Source organism: Streptomyces lincolnensis, from assembly GCF_001685355.1.
In the GTDB taxonomy this organism is placed as follows: domain Bacteria; phylum Actinomycetota; class Actinomycetes; order Streptomycetales; family Streptomycetaceae; genus Streptomyces; species Streptomyces lincolnensis.
Window position 1 is genome coordinate 9,569,586 of record NZ_CP016438.1, and the last position, 17,976, is coordinate 9,587,561.

Genomic DNA, 17,976 nt, shown 5'->3' on the forward strand with positions numbered 1-17,976 from the left:
TCGGTTTCCGACGTGCCGAGGCGGCCGCTGGACAGCCGACCCACCCCCACCAGACAGAGGACACCTTGATGTCAGAGCGCCATCCCATCCTGATCACCGGTGCCGCCGGCGAAATCGGCGGTGTGAGCCGGACGATGGTCGACATGCTGCTGGAACAAGGCCACCCGGTGCGCGCGTTCGTACGCCAGGACGACGAGCGCGCCCACTCGCTCCGCCGGGCCGGGGCCGAGGTCTTCGTCGGTGACCTGCTCACCATCGCCGACGTGACCGCCGCGCTGAAGGGCGTGCGGCGTATCTACTTCAGCATGGGCCTGTCGCCGTACTACACCGACGCCGTCAGCCTGATGGCCGCGGCGGCGCGGGCCAAGGGCGACATCGAGGTGTTCGTCAACATCTCCGAGTACGAGCAGTCGTTCATGACCTTCGACGACATGACCGCGCCGGAGGATGAGCGGCGCGCGCGGCTCGGCGGAATCGTCGCGAACTGGTCGCCGCAGCAGCGGGCCCACTGGATCGCCGAGCGGGTGCTGGAGTGGTCCGGCGTCCCGACAGTCAACATCCAGGCGGCCTTCTTCGTCGAGAACCCCATCATGACCTGGCTGGCCCTGGGCTCACTGGCCGACGGTGAGCTGCGCCTGCCCTTCGGCGACCACCGGTTCGCACCCATCGCCGGTTACGACGTCGCGGAACTGTGCGCGAAGATCCTGGCCGACCCGGCGCCGCACATCTCCAAGTCCTACGCGCTCACCGGTCCGGAACTGAAGGACGGGCACGGGTTCGCGGAGGACTTCGCGGCCGTGCTGGGAAGCCCGGTCACCTACGTCCCCGAAGACATCGAAACCTGGAACGAGACCTACGTGGACACCCACATGGCCGCGTACCCGCACATCGCGGAGCACCTGAAGACCCTGAACCGGATCATCGGCCGCGGAGGATACGGCGGCATCACCGACGAGCTGGAAACCCTGCTCGGACGCCCGCCGAAGACCGTGCGGTGGGCGCTGGAGAACCATCCCCGCATCCGGAAGCTGGCGGCTGCCTGAGCGGCTGAGCGCCGCAGGAGTCAGGGGTCAGAGCAGCATGCCCCGGGCCCGGAGCAGCGGCAGCACGTGATCCCGTACGGCGGGCGCCAGCACCAGATCCGGTTCGTCGCCCGTCACCCAGCGCATCGCCGCCAGTTCGGCCGCCGGCCGGGGCACCCCGGTGATCTCCACCTCGTAGACCGTCATCACCATCGGCACCCCTTCGAGCGCGGCGACGGCCTCCACCACCTGGAAGGGGCGGCGGGTGACGGGCACGACGCCGAGCTCCTCCGCCAGCTCCCGCACCAGCGCCGTCTCCAGGTCCTCGCCCGGGTCCGGCTTGCCGCCCGGGATGTAGAAGACCTCCGGGGCGGCCTGCTTGCTGACGACCAGGAGCCGGCCGTCCCTGACGATCACGGCGGAGGAGACGATCAAGGACGGGGACCGGGAGGCGTCGCCGGGCCGCGCGGGCGTTTCCTGAGTCATACGGCCCATGATCGCAGCCCGGTGTCAGCCCTCGGTCCGCTCCTCACGAGGGCTCCGCTCGCGGCACACGGGAGGACCCGGATGCGCGTGCGTGACTGACACCGTGGGGCCGGGTACCCGGGGCGTTCGTCGGTGACCGGCAGGTCGGCAGCCGTGCGGCTGTCCGGCCGCCGGGTCACGGCAGCCACGAGTCGAAGGAGCCCACGAACATGACGGACGTGTCGAGCAACGGGCCCGGTCCGGGCGACGACCGGAAGGTGCTCACCAACCGGCAGGGCCACCCCGTCCACGACAACCAGAACCAGCGCACGGTCGGCGCCCGCGGCCCGGCGACCCTGGAGAACTACCAGCTCCTGGAGAAGATCAGCCACTTCGACCGGGAGCGGATCCCGGAGCGGGTGGTGCACGCCCGCGGGGTCACGGCGTACGGCTACTTCGAGGCCTACGGCACCTGGGGCGAGGAGCCGGTCGACCGCTTCACCCGGGCCAGGCTCTTCCAGGAGCGCGGCAAACGCACCGACGTGGCCGTCCGCTTCTCCACCGTGATCGGCGGCCGGGACTCCTCCGAGGCCGCCCGGGACCCGCGCGGTTTCGCGGTGAAGTTCTACACGGAGGACGGCAACTGGGACCTGGTCGGCAACAACCTGGGCGTGTTCTTCATCCGGGACGCGATCAAGTTCCCCGACGTCATCCACGCCCTGAAGCCGGACCCGGTGACGTTCGAGCAGCAGCCCCGGCGGATCTTCGACTTCATGTCGCAGACGCCCGAGGCGATGCACATGCTGGTCAATCTGTTCAGCCCGCGCGGCATCCCCGCCGACTACCGCCATATGCAGGGCTTCGGCGTCAACACCTACAAGTGGGTCAACGCCGAGGGACGGACCGTTCTCGTCAAGTACCACTGGATGCCCAAGCAGGGCGTGCGCAGCATGACCGAGGAGGACGCGGCGAACGTCCAGGCGGAGGCCCTCGGCCACGCCACCAAGGACCTGTACGAGGCGGTCGGGCGCGGTGACCACCCCGAGTGGGAGCTGCTCGTCCAGATGATGGACGACCACGACCACCCGGAACTCGACTTCGACCCGCTGGACGACACCAAGACCTGGCCCGAGCAGGAGTTCCCGCCGAAACCGGTGGGCCGGATGGTGCTGAACCGCATGCCGGAGAACTTCTTCGCCGAGAACGAGCAGATCTCCTTCGGCACCGGTGTCCTCGTCGACGGACTGGACTTCTCCGACGACAAGATGCTCGTCGGCCGCACCTTCTCCTACAGCGACACCCAGCGCTACCGCGTCGGCCCCAACTACCTTCAGCTGCCGGTGAACCAGGCCAAGAACGCCGATGTGCGCACCAATCAGCGCGACGGCCTGATGGCGTATCACGTGGACGGCGCGGGCGAGGCGGCCGACGTCAACTACGAGCCCTCGATCAGGGGCGGCCTGCGCGAGGCCGGGTATCCGACGCCCGACGAGCAGGGACCGGAGATCCGGGGCCGGCTCACCCGCAAACGCATTCCCCGCACCAACGACTACCAGCAGGCCGGCCAGCGCTACCTGCTGATGCAGGAGTGGGAACGCGACGACCTGGTCGCCAACTTCAGCACCCTGCTCGCGCAGTGCGACCGGCCGGTGCAGGAACGCATGGTCTGGCACTTCCTGCTGGTCGAGAACGATCTCGGGCTGCGGGTCGGCAAGGCCCTGGGCATCAGCCCCGAGGACGTCGCCGGCCTCGAACCACTGGCCTCCCAGGACCTCACCGACGAGGACCGCGCACGCCTGTCCCACCTGGGCAAGAACCCGCCCCGGGACGTCGAGGGCCTCACCATGACCCACTGCGTCCCGGACGAGCGGCACGTCGTGACCCGGTGACCGGCGGGCCGCGGCCGGTCAGACGGGCAGCTTCGCCCGGACACGGCCGGCCGCGGCCGCGGGACGCGCGGTGGCCGCTGTGGCGCGGACCTGGCGGCCCATCCAGTGGGCCTCGCGGCGCAGGTCGTGGGCCGTGTGACGGCCGCGCCACCACATAGAGGGACGGCCGCCGGTGTCGTCGGCCGTGATCAGCAGACCGCCGAGCATCGACAGGTTCTTGAGGAAGTGGATCCGCTGCTGGGCGCGCTCCGAGGGATCCTCGATCTCCCAGAACCGGTGCGCGGCCAACGTGGTCGGCACCAGCGTGGCGGCGATGGCGAGGGCCGACAGCCGGGGGAGACGCCCGATGCCGAGCATGACGCCCGCCGCGACCTGCACGGCACCATTGAGGCGTACGACCTGCTCGGTGCGGTCGGGCAGGAGGTCGACCCGGTCGGTGACCGGCCGTACGACGTCCTCGGCGACGGGCGCCACCTCCTTGGGATCACGTACGGAACTCAGGCCGCCGGTGACGAACATGGCGGCGAGCAGGGGCCGGCCGGCCAGGCGCAGGACACTCATGGAGCCCTCCTCGGGAGTGGGAAGCGCTGCGGTCCCCGGGTTCCCCGACGCCCACCCACTCATGCGGCGCCGTCCGGCCCCGGCGCGGACACCCGCCCGGTGCGCCGCGGCCGGCAGGACCTCGTTCATGACCGGCGCGTAGGAGATTTCTGTGAATTCCGAGAACGGTTGAACACACGGGTGCCGTGCTGCGTATGGGACGGAGGGATTTCCATGCTCGAACGTCCGAGACGCGCAGGAGTACTTCCGTGGGACGCAACAAGCGCAGACGCCCAACAGGCGCACGACGTGCGACCTTTGCCGCAGTGGCACTGATGCTGGGTGGCAGTGGGCTGGTCGCGGCCAACGTGTACGCGTCGGCCACCGAGGACGGATCGGGCGGTGAGACCGGCGGGCAGTGGCCGCGGGCCGCCACGATCGACTGCCCCGACGTCGGCGACCGGCTGACCGACGTGCCCGACGAGGCGCGGACCGACGTCGACAAGGACCTCGCCCAGCTGGACCAGCGGACGGCCGAGGCCTACCAGCGGCTCCAGGACCCGGCGACCGCCGCGCAGCTTTCCGGCGACGCGAACGCCGAGGGCGTCATGAACCCGCTGAAGGAGGAGCGGGCGGCGACGATCGAGCGGATCGCCGCCGCCATCGACCGTGTCGGGGACCGCCCGGAGGGACTCGACACCCTCGCGCCGTGCACCCTGCGCAAGGCCGACAACCAGGCCCAGGGGGCCGACGCCGGTCAGAGCCAGGACGGCCAGAACGACAGCGGCCAGGGCGACGACGGCCAGGCCGGTGAGGGTCAGCAGCAGGGCGACGGGGGCCAGGACCAGGGCGAGCAGCAGGGCAACGGCGGCCAGGCCGGCAACGGCCCCGTCGCGGGCGACTACGTCGACATCACCACCGTCCAGCCCAACGCCCAGGCCCCCCAGGCCCGCTCGAAGGCCTCCCGCGGCACCTTCGCCACCAGCTGCGGGGTGAACGAGAACGGCCTGTTCAACTCGGACAACGTGATCGTCGCGCCCGGAGTCTCCAACGGCGCCCACCACTTCCACGACTACGTCGGCAACCAGTCCAACACCGCCTTCGCGAGCGACCAGGACCTCGCGAACGGCGAGACGACCTGCGTGGACCAGGGCGACAGGTCCACCTACTACTGGCCCGTCGTGCGGCTCCAGAACGGCACGCAGGAACAGGACGCCAACTCCCCGGGCGGCGGCATCGAGGGCAACGCCGGTGAGATCGTCACCCCCAAGCAGGTCACCCTCGACTTCGTGGGCAGCCCGAAGAGCAAGGTCACGGCCATGCCGCGGTTCCTGCGCATCATCACCGGCGACGCCAAGGCGTTCGTCAACGGAACCGCCAACGCCAACGCGTCCTGGAGCTGCACCGGCTTCGAGGACCGGCAGCTGAAGGACAAGTACCCGCTCTGCCCGCAGGGCAGCGACGTGGTGCGCACCTTCGACTTCCAGAGCTGCTGGGACGGACGCAACATCGACAGCGCCAACCACCGCACCCACGTGGCGTTCGCCCAGGCCGACGGCGCGTGCCCGACCGGCTTCCAGGCCATTCCGCAGCTCGTGCAGCGCATCGTCTACGACATCGACGCGCCGAGCCTGAAGGACGGCGGCCGCACGACTCCGCTGTTCGCGGTGGACTCCTTCCCCGAGCAGCTGCACAAGCCCGTCACCGACCACGGTGACTTCATCAACGTCTTCGACGAGGGCCTGATGAAGGAGATGGTCGACTGCATCAACGCCGGCCGTAAGTGCGGCGCGGGCGCGGACCAGGGCGGCGACGGCGGCAACGGGGGCGCCGGTGGCGGCGGCCAGGAACCCGGCGACGACCCGCAGGAGCAGCCGTCGGCGACGGCGAAGCCGACCCCGGACGCTCCCGACACGGGCAACGGCGGCGACAACGGCAACGCCGGGAACGGCGAGGACCAGTCGGGCGGCAAGGGCGACGAGCAGCCCGAGCAGCCCCCGGCCGACACCCCTGCCGACACTCCGACGGACACCCCGGCCGACACCCCGACGGGCAACGGCACGCCCACCGAGGCCGGAGCCGAGGTCCCCAAGGCCGGCACGCCCGCGCCCGACCCCAGCGCCACCACCGGCTCGCCCCAGGGGCAGGCCATAGGAGAGGCCGTCACCTCCGAGGCCCCCTCGACCGCTCCTCCCACCACCGGTGCCGTGGCCCAGCCCCCGCTCGGCGCGCAGACCGAACCGCAGGGATCCGGGGGCAGCCTCGCCGAGACCGGCTCGCAGCTGTGGCCGGCCGCGGCCGGAGCGGTCCTCCTGACCGGCGGCTTCGTCCTGCTGATGCGGACCAGGCGCGGTTCCGCCCGATGACGGGAGAGATGACGGCAGAGGCGTTCACTCCCACGGGTCAGTAGGCCGAGGCACGGGAGCGCGGATGCGGTTCAGATGGAGTCCGTGCGTATATCCATCACCGCGGCGATCAGCCGCTCCCGTTTCCTCGCGGCAGGCCTGCTGCTCGCCGTGTGTTCCCTCGACCTCAACTCGCCCGCCGCCTCCGCGGCGGGCGAACCCGTTCCCGTTCCCGTCCGCGGCTCCGCCCGGATGGGCATGGGAGTCGCGGCCCACGACGGCCAGGACGGCGTCCCCGTCGACACCCGGGCCACCCACACCGAAGGCGTCGACGTCTCCAGCCACCAGGGCAACGTCGCCTGGTCCACCCTCTGGAACAGCGGAGTCCGCTGGGCCTACGCCAAGGCCACGGAGGGCACGTACTACAAGAACCCCTACCACCCGCAGCAGTACGGCGGTTCCTACGACGTCGGCATGGTCCGCGGCGCCTACCACTTCGCCACCCCCGACACGACCGGCGGGGCCGCCCAGGCCGACTACTTCGTCGACCACGGCGGTGGCTGGTCCGAGGACGCCAGGACTCTGCCGGGTGCCCTGGACATCGAGTGGAACCCCTACGGCCCGTCCTGCTACGGCAAGTCCCGCGCCGCGATGATCACCTGGATCCGCGACTTCCTGAACCGCTACAAGGCCCGCACCGGCCGCGACGCCGTCATCTACACGGCCACCAGCTGGTGGACCGAGTGCACCGGCAATTACGCGGGCTTCGGCTCCACCAACCCGCTGTGGATCGCCCGCTACGCCTCCACCGTGGGCACCCTCCCGGCCGGCTGGTCGTCGTACACCATGTGGCAGTACACCTCCTCCGGTCCCACCGTCGGTGACCACGACAGGTTCAACGGGTCCGCGGACAGGCTGCGGACGTTCAGCCGCGGCTGACGGCGGCGGACCGGCATCGTGGGCTTGCCGGAACGGCAACTTCTCTTGCCCGTCCCGGCCGTCGCGACGGAGGCTTCCCGGGACGACAAGCCGTGTTCCGACCAGGAGGCATCATGACCGAGATCCCCACGACCGAGGCGGCCGAGTTCTGGGAGGCCCGTTACGCGGGCGAGCAGCGCGTCTGGAGCGGCCGCCCCAACCCGCTGCTCGTGCGCGAGGTGAACGGCCTCGTCCCCGGGAGCGCCCTCGACCTCGGCTGCGGTGAGGGCGCGGACGCGGTGTGGCTGGCCTCGCGGGGCTGGCGGGTCACCGGTGTCGACATCTCTCCCACCGCGCTGGAGCGCGCGGCCGGGCATGCCGCCGACGCGGGTGTCTCCGACCGGGTGGCGTGGGAGCGGCACGAGCTCGGCGTGACCTTCCCCGACGGGGTCTTCGACCTGGTCAGCGCCCAGTTCCTGATGTCGCCGGTGCCCTTGGACCAGGACGGGGTGCTGCGGCGGGCGGCCGCGGCGGTGGCGCCGGGCGGCACGCTGCTGATCGCCATGCACGCCGGATGGCCGTCGTGGCAGGACGAGGCGCCCTTCGACGTGGATTTCCCCACGCTGGACGGCGTGCTGGCGTCCCTGGCGCTGCCGGAGGGGGACTGGAAGGTGGAGACGAGGGAGGCCGTCCGCAAGCCGTGTCCCTCGCCGGAGGGGGTCGAGGGGTTCCGCGAGGACAATGTGTGGCGGATCCGGCGCATCGGATCCTGACCTCCGCCCCTGGCCGGGTCAGCCCCGCTCCGCCATGACCTCGCCGACCGCTTCGCGCGCCGCCTCCAGCGCCGCCGCCCGGTCCTCGGGCACCAGCCCGATCCGGGTGCGCCGGTCGAGGACGTCCGTCTCGTCGAGCGCTCCCTCGTGGCGTACCGCCCACAGGAGTTCGGCCCGGGTGACCGGATGGCCGGGCAGGACCGGTGCGCGCAGGCGGGGGTCGGACGCGCCGAGCGTGTGCACGGCCGGTGCCTCGGTGCCGTAGCGCCATACCAGAGGGCGCGGCGCCGCAAGGGTGCCCAGGAGGCGGGGCGGTGCGGCGCCGACGAGGGGGAGCGCGGCGGTGGGGGACGGGCCCGCGGGGAGGCCGCGGGCGGTGACGGCCGCGTCCACGGCGTCCTCGGCCATCCGGCGGTAGGTGGTGAGCTTGCCGCCGACCACGGTGATCACGCCGTCCGGTGAGGTGAGCACCGCGTGCCGGCGGGAGATGTCGGCCGTCCGGGCCGCCGTACCGGAATCCGGCGCCGTGTCCAGCAGGGGCCGCAGGCCGGCGAACGCGCCCACGACGTCGGCGCGTTGGACGGGGACGTCGAGGACGGAGCCGAGGACGTCGAGCAGGAAGCCGATGTCGGACTCGGGGGCCTCGGGCACGTCCGGGACGTCGCCCTCGACCGGCTCGTCGGTGAGGCCGACGTAGACCCGGCCGTCGCCCTGGGGCAGGACGAGGACGAAGCGGCTCGTCTCGCCGGGCACCGGGATGTGCAGGCCCGCGGGGAGCGGGCCGAGGTGGTCCGCGCGCAGGACGAGGTGGGTGCCGCGGGAGGGCCGTATGCGGATGCCGTCGACCAGGTCGCCGGCCCACACGCCCGAGGCGTTGATCACCGCGCGGGCGCGGATGTGCCCCTGCTCGCCGGTGAGTTCGTCGCGGATGCGGGCGCCGGAGCCGGTGAGGTCCAGTGCCCGGACGCGGGTCAGGATCCGGGCGCCGTGTCCGGCGGCGGTGCGGGCGAGGGCGGTCACCAGACGGGCGTCGTCGGTGAGCCGCCCGTCCCAGGACAGCAGACCGCCGCGCAGACCGTCGGTGCGCAGCGCCGGGGCCAGATGGCGGGTCTCCACCCCGGACAGCCGGCGTGGGACGGGCAGCGTGGCCCGGGCGGTACGGGCCGTCAGCCGCAGCGCGTCCCCCGCCCGGAAGCCCGCCCAGGTCAGGGCCGCCTGGGCGCGGGAGACCAGAGGGGTGAGGGGCAGCACGAACGGCTGGGCCCGGACCAGATGGGGCGCGGTGCGCTCCATCAGCACCCCGCGCTCGACCGCGCTCTCGTGGGCCACGTCGAACTGCCCCGAGGCGAGATAGCGCAGCCCGCCGTGGATGAGCTTGGAACTCCAGCGGGAGGTGCCGAACGCCAGGTCGTGGGCGTCGACGGCGACGACGCTCAGGCCCCGGGCGGCGGCGTCGAGGGCGGCGCCGGCGCCGGTCGCGCCGAGACCGACGACCAGGACGTCCACCACGCGGCCGTCGACGGTGTCGGCCAGTTCGCGGGAGCGCCGGGCGGCGGACAGGGAGGTGCTGCTCATGGGGTCAGGGTCCTCTCCAGGACGGTGCGCAGCTCCCCGAGGAAGGCGTCGCTGCTCAGCTCCGGGTCGTCCTCGTCGGTCATGGTCCGCAGGGACAGGGTGAAGGACTGCACGATCAACAGCACGGCACGGGCCTGCCGTTCGACGGGGGCGGCGCGGACCGAACCGTCGGCGTGGCCTTCGCGCAGCCCGTCGGCGAGCAGGCCCAGGAGGGCTTCCTGGCTGGCCCCGCGCCGGTCGAGCACATAGGGCAGGAGCAGTTCGGGGTCGACGTCGACGATCTTGCGGAAGAGGGGATGGGCGCGGAAGGCGGCCACCCCGGCCACCAGCCCGTCGACGATCAGGCTCCGCGCGTCCGCGTCGGGGCGGCGCTCGGGCATCGACCCGGTGGCCACGCCGACCCACTCGCGGGTCATCAGGTCGCCGACCAGGGTCCGCACATCGGGCCAGCGCCGGTACAGCGTCATCCGGGAGACACCCGCGCGACGGGCCACGTCGGTGAGCGTGGTGCGGCGGACACCGACGGCCAGGACACAGTCGCGGACCGCGTCCAGCACCGTGTCGTCCGAGCTGTTGTGACGAATAGGCGTCATGTGTCACAGTGTAACGCCCCGTGGGCCTTCCCGGCCCGGGAAGCCGGTGTTCTTCGATCGAGCGGTGAGGACGACAGCCATGGACGACATGCTGTGGAGCGGCTGGGGCGACCCGGCCAGGGCCACGCCCTTGCCGGAACCGGTCACCGCACTGCTGCGCGACCTGCTGGGAGTCAAACCGCGCGGCACCCGGACGGTCCCCCTGGCGGACATCCCCGTCCCTCCGACGCCCCTGGACGCCACCGCCCACCGCTCCCTGGCCGCGACCGTCGGCGAGGAGCACGTCAGCGTCGACGCGGAGACCCGGATCCGGCACACCCGCGGCAAGTCCACGCCCGACCTGCTGCGCATGCGGGACGGCGACGCCGAGGACATCCCGGCGGCCGTGGTCCTCCCGGACAGCCACGACGAAGTGCTGGCCGTCCTGCGCGTGTGCGCCGAGCACCGTCTGCCCGTCGTCCCGTTCGGCGGGGGCACCAGCGTCGTCGGCGGCCTCGCTCCCGGCCGGCGCGCCACGTTCGTCGCCCTGGACCTGCGCCGCATGAACCGCCTGCTCGCCCTCGACCCCGTCTCGCGCACCGCCACCCTGCAACCCGGCCTGCGCGCCCCGCGGGCCGAGGCACTCCTGGCCGAACACGGCTTCACCCTCGGCCACTTCCCCCAGTCCTACGAGTGGGCGACGATCGGCGGATTCGCCGCCACCCGCTCCAGCGGACAGGCCTCCGCGGGCTACGGCCGCTTCGACGAGATGGTCCTCGGACTCACCCTCGCCACCCCCGAGGGCACCCTCGACACGGGCCGCGCCCCCCGCTCGGCCGCCGGACCCGACCTGCGGCAGCTGCTCCTCGGCTCCGAAGGGGCGTTCGGCGTCCTCACGTCCGTGACCGTGCGGATCCGTCCCGTCCCGCAGGTCCGCCGCTACGAGGGCTGGCGGTTCCCCTCCTTCGAGGAGGGCACCGCCGCCCTGCGCCGGCTCGCCCAGGACGGGCCCCGCCCGACCGTCCTGCGGCTGTCCGACGAGACCGAGACACTGATCGGCCTCGCCCAGCCCGACGCCATCGGCTCCTCCGCCCTCCCGCAGGACACCGGCTGCACGGCGATCGCCGGCTTCGAGGGCACCCCGGAGGACACCGTCCGCCGCCGGGACCGCGCCGCGGCCGTCCTCCGTGACTGCGGCGGCACCCCGCTGGGCGAGGAACCGGGCGAACGCTGGGCCCACGGCCGCTACTCGGCCCCCTACCTGCGTGACGCGCTGCTCGACGCCGGGGCGTTCGCGGAGACCCTGGAGACCGCGACCTTCTGGTCCGGCGTCCCCCGGCTCCACGCGGCCGTCCGCGAAGCGCTCACCACCACCCTCACCGGGGCGGGCACCCCGCCCCTGGTCATGTGCCACATCTCCCACGTGTACGAGAACGGCGCCTCGCTGTACTTCACCGTGGTCTGCGCCCAGGCCGACGACCCCCTGGCCCAGTGGATGCGGGCCAAGCAGGCCGCGAACGAGGCGATCCTCGCCGCGGGCGGCACGATCACCCACCACCACGGCGTGGGCACCGACCACCGGGACGGCTACCTCCGGGAAGCGGGCCCCCTCGGCATCGCGGCCCTGCAAGCCGTCAAACGGCGACTGGACCCGGCGGGGCTGCTCAACCCCGGAGTCCTCCTGCCCACAGACTGACCCCGTTCCCCGGCGGTCCCCGCCGTACGTCCCCACTCCCGCCCGCACGGAGGCGCACCCGATGCGACAGTTCACCGCCGTCGTCAACCCCACCGCGGGCGGATCCACCGGGGCCGCGGCCCTGCTCGCCGTGGCGCGCCTGCTGCGGGAGGCGGGGGCGGAGCTGGAGACCGAGTACAGCCGCAGCCTGGCCCACGCCCGGGACCTCGCCCGCGACGCGGGGGAGCGGGGGCGGGCGGTGCTCGCCGTCGGCGGGGACGGCATCACCGGGTGCGTCGGCGGCGCCCTCAGCGGGACCGGCACCCCGTTCGGCATCGTCCCGGCCGGCCGCGGCAACGACTTCGCCCGCGCCCTCGGGCTGCCCACCGACCCCGCCGCCCTGGCCCGGATCCTGCTCGACCACGCGCCCCGCCCGGTCGACACCATCGAGGTCCGCTCGGCCGTCCACGACCGCACCGTCGTCCTCGGCAGCGTCTACGCGGGCGTCGACGCGCTGGCCAACCGCCACGCCAACCACGCACGGCTCCTGCGCGGCACCGCCTCCTACTACGCGGGCGGACTGCGGGCGGTCACCACCTGGCGACCGGTGCGCTACCGGGTCACCGTCGACGGCGAGACGCACGACCACACCGGCTACACGGTGGTCGCCGCGAACTCCGGCTACTACGGTTCCGGCCGCGTCATCGCCCCCGACGCGCGCCTGGACGACGGGCTCCTGGACATCGTCATGATCCGCGAGGCCCCGCGCCGGCTGTTCTTCGCCCTGATGAACGAGCTGAAGACCGGCGCGCACGTGCACCGCCCCGAAGTGCGGATCCTGCGCGGCAGCCGGATCCGCATCGAGGCGGACCGCCCGGTGCCCTACGGCGCCGACGGCGAGGTCGACGCCGTCCTGCCGGTCACGGCCACGGTGCTGCCCGGCGCGCTCGACGTGCTGTGCTGAGCGTTTGGGTTCCGGCAGGCCGGACACCCGGACCAGGACACGACGTCGACACCGGCTGGGGTGATGAACGTGGCCGGAGACCAGAAGGCCAAGGGCAAGAAGGAACAGGCCAAGGGCAAGGCCAAGGAAACGATGGGCCGTGCCGTGGGTAACGAGCGCATGGAGGCCGAGGGCCGCGCCGAGCAGGCCAAGGGCGACGCCCGCCAGGCCAAGGAGAAGACCAAGGACGTCTTCAAGCACTGACCATCCGCACACAGGGCGGTGGGTGCCACGCCGGCCGGCGTGGCACCCACCGCCCTGTGTGACCTGGTGACAAAGGCACAGCAGAGCCCTGCGTTCCTGTGAGCACCGCCTGAGCCGACACGGCCGGCCGCCCTACCGTCCGGCTATGAACACGAGTCGCAGCAACAAGAGAACGTGGCGCAGTACCGCGCTTGCGGTGCTGCTGACCGCGGGAGCGCTGACCGCCACCACCGCGGGAGCACGGGCCGACGACACCAGGACCGAGACACCCGTGGTGACCTCCGCGCCCGCCGACGGCGTGACCGAGTCGATGGTGCGGGTGAAGGTGCCCCTGCCGGCGTCCTTCGGGACCCGCCCGGCGGCGTGTGACTGGCTGTCGTACCTGCGCTACCGCTCCTCGGCCGGACCGGACGCCTCGGCCGACGCCGACCGGATCCTCCTCGCCCAGCCGGGCATCCTGGAAGGGGCCGGAGCCTTCGACAGCGTCGCCCGCAACACCGTGGCACGCGCCGCCGAGCAGGGCAGCCACATCGAGTTCTGGGCGCTGGACCGGCGGTCCAACTGCCTGGAGGACCGCACCGGCGTCGCCTCCGGCGACCAGTTCACCGCCGTCGACTACTACTACCGCGGCAAGCAGGTCGCCGGCCGCACCTTCGACGGATACGTCGGCAACGGCCGCCTCGGCTGGATGGCGAAACTCGGCATCGAACAGACCGTCCGCGACGAGTACGACCTGCTCGCCGCCGAACTGCCCGACCAGGCCCTGCGCAAACAGAAGGTGCTGTGCGGCGGGCACTCGCTCGGCGGTGTGATCACCGGCTACTTCGCCGCCGCCGACTTCGACGGCGACCCCAGGACCACCAAGGACGCCGGACACAACCAGTGTGCCGGCTACTTCGCCCTCGACACCACCGTCTCCACCTCACTGGCCGACCTCAGCGGCAGCATCCCCGACGACACCAACCTGCCCGACATCGGCCTCGGTTACGGCGCCGTCCAGGCCGGGCTCGACAGCGGTGTGCTACCCCGCTCGCTGTCCGCGCCGGTCCTGCTCAACCCCGAGACGATGACCCTGCTGGCGATCGCCGGCATGGGCGCGGTCCGGGACGTGGACGCCGAGGCCGGCCTGCCGGACCATCTGCCCCAGAACCTCAACGTCCAGGCCACCAACCGCTTCCTCTTCTCCGAGGACACCGCCACCTTCCTCAGCGGCTCACCCGCGGTGAAGGACTTCCGGCTCACCAACGGGGCCGTCCTCGGGGCGCTGATGGACGACCAGTCCGTCCCGCTCGCCTTCCTCCAGAGCAGCGTGGGCTTCTTCGACGGTGGGCCCGTCGTGGACAAGAGCTTCCCCGTCGCCAACGGCAGTCAGGCGCAGCCGGGCCTGTTCGGCACCGAGTACAAGGCCATCCCCGACCGGCCCCACGGGCCGCTGTACACCTGGCGGAACTACGACCGCGTGGGCGACGCCGACGACCCCGGGTACCGGTCGGCCGACGGCACGCCGTTCACGAGCGCGGGCAAGGAGGTCAGCGACATCCGGGAACTGGCCCGCAGTCTGGCCGAGCAGCCGCTCGACTTCACCGAGCAGTACTTCCCGACCAAGCTGGTCACCGACATCCAGCTGTCCACCTCCCCGCAGGTGAAGCGGCTCGTCGTGCACCCCGGGGGCCTGACCGCCAACCCGACGCTCACGGTCCTCGCGGGCGACGGACTGCTGGCGGGCCGGGTCCCGGCCGACCTGAACCCCGTGGTCGCCGACGGCTACCAGCACCTCGACGTCCTCACCGCCGCACCCGTGCAGAACAACGGCCGGCCCGAACCGGTGTCGACCAACCTCGCCCGGTTCGCCCGGACCCCCCGATAGACGCTCCCACCGCACCACACGGAGGCCGGTCGCTCCCGAGAGCGACCGGCCTCTTGTGCGGGGTTGTCTCGGCTCACACCTTGCCGGCGGCGAAGGTGGCCGCCGCGTCGGCGTTGGCCGTGTAGCCGAGGTGTGCCCCGACGTCGTTCCCGCCGGACTCACAGACGGGGTCGCCCTGGGCGCAGAAGTCGATGGTGCGGCTCTGGTACGTGCCGGTGACGCTCTTGCCGAGTGCCCGGATGGGGTTGCCGAACAGCAGCACGGCGGCGACTCTCGGTTCGAGCGTCGCGGGGATGGTCGCGACGATGGGGCTGCCGACGACCGCGCCCGCACTGCTGATGCCGATCGAGTTGTCGACGACGTTCGCGCCCTGCGAATAGCCCACCAGCACGAAACGCTGGTTCGGACATGAAGCCGCCTGACTTCGGACGTGATTGACGAGGTCCGCGTTTCCTTGCGCGGCCGACGTCGGGGAAAGGTCGGCGGGATAGTTCACCTTGTAGCTGGACAGGGTTTTTCCGGTGATTTTCTTCTGGATCGCGGAATACACCGGGTCGCCGACGATGAAACCGAGCGTGCCCGGTTCGAAGGTGCCGCGAGCTGCCACGACGTCGACGTCGGTGCAGGCAGCGGCCGTCGCGGTGGGGGCCGCGACGGTGGCGAGGCCGGCCCCGCCGGCCAACGAGAGCGCGGCGAGACACAAGCGGATACGCATGGGGATCCTCCGTGTGCGGGGCGCGTGGGGCGCCTGCGGAAAAGGACGGTCCCGAACGTATTCGCTTTACCTGCCCAGGTGTTATACAGAGAATTATGGAATTGCCTCGGGTTTTTGTGCCTCCACGCGCAAAGCGAGAACGAGGTCCAGGCGCGTGTCCGGATCGTGCAGGGCGTCGCCGAACAACTTCTCCAACTGCCGCAGGCGGTAGCGCACCGTCTGCGGATGCACATGCAGCCGCAGGGCCACGTCGGGGACGTTGCTGCCGCTCAACAGCCAGGCCAGCAGCGTCTCCGCGAGCCGCGGACGCTGGCCCGCCGACACGGCGTTCAGCGGCGCCAGGACCTGCGCCCGCAAGTGGTCGAGCAGAGGCTCGTCGTTGTGCAGCAGCAGTGTCGACAGGTGGTCGGAGCACCGCACCACCCCCTGCCGGGGCAGAATCCCACGGCCCATCAGGCCCAGGGCCCGGCTGGCCCAGTGCAGCGACCGCGGCGCCTCGGCGAGCGGCACCGTCGGCCCGATCGCGGCCGGGCGGCCGCGCAACGCGAGCGCGAACGCCCGGCCGCCGAACCGGCCGGAACCGTCCGGGTCGGGCAGCAGCATGCGCGGCGGCCGGGACTCCATGTCCACCAGCGCGCCCGCGGTGGCCAGCGGCCGGTCCTCCTCCTGCTGGTCCGGACCGGCCGCGAGCGTGACCACCGCGACTTGCCGCGGTACCGTCCAGCGCGCGCCGTGCGCCAGGTCCTGCACGGCCTCCAGGGCCACCGGCCCGTCACCGAGCAGCAGGCCGAGCAGGCGCTTGCGCCGCCGCTCCAGCTCGCCCGTGTCGCCCAGCCGGGCCTCCGAGTAGCCGGCCGCGGCCGCCTCGGCGACCTCGTGAACGGTCCGGAAGGCCAGCTCGCCGAGCGCGGCCACGACCGTGGAGTCCAGGCCCAGCTCCTCCGCGGTGCGGCTCATGCGTCGCCAGGCGTGCATGCCGCCCACCCGCAGTGCGGACTGGAGCGTGTCCAGGCTGCTTCCCTCCTGCGCCACACTGCGGCCGAGCTCGTGGTATGTGGCGGTGATGGTGTCGCCCGCACCGCACGGGTCGGCGATGTGGTCGACGAACAGAGTCAGGGCCTGCACGACTCCGGCTCTGAGGCCGTCGCGATAGACGGGGTTGTCCGGTTGCGCGTACTCCGGGACATGGCGGCAGACCTCCGCCTCCACTTCGTCGGCGACCGTCTCCAACTCGTCGCGCAGCACCTTCGCGAGTTCGGGCGGTACCGATACGGCGCCAGAGCCGGACAGTCCGCCGTGCGGGGCGGGAGACGCCATCGCGGACACTCCTTTCACCCGGAAACGGCTCACCCGCGGGCTGTTGCCCGTGGGGCGCACGGGTTGTCCTGTGTAGGACGGACGACCCCTGCGTTCCGTTCCGTGCCCCCATGGCCCCGACATCACTCGGGCACGCCCAAAGCATGGGCGAGCATCGGCCACGAGGCGGTGAACTCCCCTTTCCAGTAGGCCCAGCTGTGTCCTCCTCCCGTATAGAAGTGCGTGGTGACCGGGATGCGCAGGCGGGCGAGGGTGTCGGTGAAGACGTGGGCGGAGGGCCACAGGGCGCTTTCCAGCACCCCGGGCAGCGGATCGCCGCCCCCGCCGACCAGCCCGCTGCCGTTGGAGACGTACAGCGGGGTGCCGCGCAGCCCCTCGGCGCGGGCCCGCGGGTTGAAGTCGCGCCAGGTGAACAGGTTCAGCAGCGGGTTGCCCCACAGCGAGAGGGGCGCGAGGTTCTCGCGGGCCACGATGGCGTTCATGATGGCCGGGACACCCGGCGCGGTGGTGTCGAGGATGCCGCTGTAGGAGGCCGCCGCGGCGAACGCGCCGGGATGGCGGGCCGCGTGCGCCATCGCCCCGTATCCGCCGGTGGACACCCCGGCCACCACCCGGACCCCGGAGGCCCGGTAGTCGCGCCGGAGCAGCGCGGGCACCTCCTCCAGCTGGAACCTCTCGTAGTCGGCGCCGTCGCGCCAGACGCTCGGGATGCCGGTGGGGCCCGCGTCGGGCATCGCCACGATCAGGTCGCGGCCCTCGGTGAAGGCCTCGATGTCGGTCTCCCGGGTCCAGGACGTGTAGTCGTCGTGGGCGCCGTGCAGCAGATACAGGACCGGGTAGGTCCGGTTCGGCTGCGTGGCGAAGCTCGACGGCAGGATCAGCCGCACGGGGGCGCCGCGGCCGAGCGCGGCGGAGGTGACGGTGACGTCCAGGGTGCGCGGCCCGAGTCGGGTCGCGGCCCGGGCGCGTCCTGCTGTGGCCTTGGCCCCGAACAGGGCGGCCAGGCCGGCGACGGCGGCTGCCCTGGTGACGGTGCGCCGGGACACGGCGGTGCTGTGGTCGGACATGGCGGCTCCTCGGATTCCGGCTCCATACC

16 protein-coding genes are annotated in these 17,976 nt (G+C 72.3%); 9 read left to right on the top strand and 7 right to left on the bottom strand.

All coding sequences use genetic code 11. The features are described 5' to 3' along the window. Window positions 1–68: 68 nt before the first annotated feature. The gene (locus SLINC_RS42275) at window positions 69–1,043 is read left to right on the top strand and encodes an NmrA family NAD(P)-binding protein (RefSeq protein ID WP_067443712.1); all 975 of its coding nucleotides are present in this window, start codon (window positions 69–71) and stop codon (window positions 1,041–1,043) included. Window positions 1,044–1,070: 27 nt separating this feature from the next. Here the strand turns inward: SLINC_RS42275 and SLINC_RS42280 are convergent, their stop codons facing one another. Continuing rightward, window positions 1,071–1,508 carry an NUDIX hydrolase gene (locus tag SLINC_RS42280; protein ID WP_067446403.1) on the bottom strand — a complete coding sequence of 146 codons (438 nt, stop codon included), beginning with the start codon at window positions 1,506–1,508 and terminating at the stop codon, window positions 1,071–1,073. Between the two features lie 209 nt (window positions 1,509–1,717). Between SLINC_RS42280 and SLINC_RS42285 the strand changes: the two genes are divergently transcribed. Further along, on the top strand, window positions 1,718–3,376 hold the full coding sequence (locus SLINC_RS42285) for a catalase (RefSeq protein WP_067443713.1): 1,659 nt from the start codon (window positions 1,718–1,720) through the stop codon (window positions 3,374–3,376). Window positions 3,377–3,394: 18 nt separating this feature from the next. On the opposite strand, the gene SLINC_RS42290 is transcribed toward SLINC_RS42285, so the two are convergent. Beyond that, window positions 3,395–3,937 (bottom strand): DoxX family protein, encoded by a 543-nt coding sequence (locus tag SLINC_RS42290; RefSeq protein WP_067443714.1) that lies wholly within the window; start codon window positions 3,935–3,937, stop codon window positions 3,395–3,397. A gap of 314 nt (window positions 3,938–4,251) precedes the next feature. On the opposite strand from SLINC_RS42290, the gene SLINC_RS42295 reads away from it, so the two are divergent. The 3 genes from SLINC_RS42295 to SLINC_RS42305 all read left to right on the top strand — a co-directional run bounded on the left by SLINC_RS42295 (window position 4,252) and on the right by SLINC_RS42305 (window position 7,952). Next, on the top strand, window positions 4,252–6,282 hold the full coding sequence (locus tag SLINC_RS42295; protein ID WP_067446406.1) for a DUF1996 domain-containing protein: 2,031 nt from the start codon (window positions 4,252–4,254) through the stop codon (window positions 6,280–6,282). 75 nt (window positions 6,283–6,357) lie between these two features. Continuing rightward, on the top strand, window positions 6,358–7,200 hold the full coding sequence (locus SLINC_RS42300) for a lysozyme (RefSeq protein WP_067443715.1): 843 nt from the start codon (window positions 6,358–6,360) through the stop codon (window positions 7,198–7,200). A 113-nt stretch (window positions 7,201–7,313) separates the two neighbouring features. Continuing rightward, window positions 7,314–7,952: a class I SAM-dependent methyltransferase gene (locus tag SLINC_RS42305; RefSeq protein ID WP_067443716.1), complete on the top strand. Its 639-nt coding sequence runs from the start codon at window positions 7,314–7,316 to the stop codon at window positions 7,950–7,952. An 18-nt stretch (window positions 7,953–7,970) separates the two neighbouring features. Here the strand turns inward: SLINC_RS42305 and SLINC_RS42310 are convergent, their stop codons facing one another. Both SLINC_RS42310 and SLINC_RS42315 read right to left on the bottom strand, forming a co-directional pair. Next, window positions 7,971–9,527 (bottom strand): glycerol-3-phosphate dehydrogenase/oxidase, encoded by a 1,557-nt coding sequence (locus SLINC_RS42310; protein ID WP_067443717.1) that lies wholly within the window; start codon window positions 9,525–9,527, stop codon window positions 7,971–7,973. Next, the gene (locus tag SLINC_RS42315) at window positions 9,524–10,120 is read right to left on the bottom strand and encodes a TetR/AcrR family transcriptional regulator (protein WP_067443718.1); all 597 of its coding nucleotides are present in this window, start codon (window positions 10,118–10,120) and stop codon (window positions 9,524–9,526) included. The genes SLINC_RS42310 and SLINC_RS42315 overlap by 4 nt, the downstream gene beginning before the upstream one ends. An 88-nt stretch (window positions 10,121–10,208) precedes the next feature. Here SLINC_RS42315 and SLINC_RS42320 point away from each other — a divergent pair, with 88 nt between their 5' ends. The 4 genes from SLINC_RS42320 to SLINC_RS42335 all read left to right on the top strand — a co-directional run bounded on the left by SLINC_RS42320 (window position 10,209) and on the right by SLINC_RS42335 (window position 14,848). Further along, window positions 10,209–11,795 (top strand): FAD-binding oxidoreductase, encoded by a 1,587-nt coding sequence (locus SLINC_RS42320; protein ID WP_107406909.1) that lies wholly within the window; start codon window positions 10,209–10,211, stop codon window positions 11,793–11,795. A 61-nt stretch (window positions 11,796–11,856) separates the two neighbouring features. Beyond that, window positions 11,857–12,738: a diacylglycerol/lipid kinase family protein gene (locus tag SLINC_RS42325; RefSeq protein WP_067443720.1), complete on the top strand. Its 882-nt coding sequence runs from the start codon at window positions 11,857–11,859 to the stop codon at window positions 12,736–12,738. Between the two features lie 69 nt (window positions 12,739–12,807). Beyond that, on the top strand, window positions 12,808–12,981 hold the full coding sequence (locus SLINC_RS42330; RefSeq protein ID WP_067446409.1) for a CsbD family protein: 174 nt from the start codon (window positions 12,808–12,810) through the stop codon (window positions 12,979–12,981). A gap of 145 nt (window positions 12,982–13,126) precedes the next feature. Beyond that, window positions 13,127–14,848, top strand: a complete 1,722-nt coding sequence (locus SLINC_RS42335; RefSeq protein WP_067443721.1) for a hypothetical protein — start codon at window positions 13,127–13,129, stop codon at window positions 14,846–14,848. Between the two features lie 73 nt (window positions 14,849–14,921). Here SLINC_RS42335 and SLINC_RS42340 read toward each other — a convergent pair whose 3' ends face one another. The 3 genes from SLINC_RS42340 to SLINC_RS42350 all read right to left on the bottom strand — a co-directional run bounded on the left by SLINC_RS42340 (window position 14,922) and on the right by SLINC_RS42350 (window position 17,947). Further along, on the bottom strand, window positions 14,922–15,563 hold the full coding sequence (locus tag SLINC_RS42340; RefSeq protein ID WP_067443722.1) for a cutinase family protein: 642 nt from the start codon (window positions 15,561–15,563) through the stop codon (window positions 14,922–14,924). 93 nt (window positions 15,564–15,656) lie between these two features. Continuing rightward, entirely contained in the window at window positions 15,657–16,880 is a 1,224-nt protein-coding gene (locus SLINC_RS42345; RefSeq protein WP_067443723.1) for a PucR family transcriptional regulator, read from the bottom strand. A gap of 122 nt (window positions 16,881–17,002) precedes the next feature. Beyond that, window positions 17,003–17,947, bottom strand: a complete 945-nt coding sequence (locus SLINC_RS42350; protein WP_067443724.1) for an alpha/beta hydrolase — start codon at window positions 17,945–17,947, stop codon at window positions 17,003–17,005. Between the last annotated feature and the right edge of the window lie 29 nt (window positions 17,948–17,976).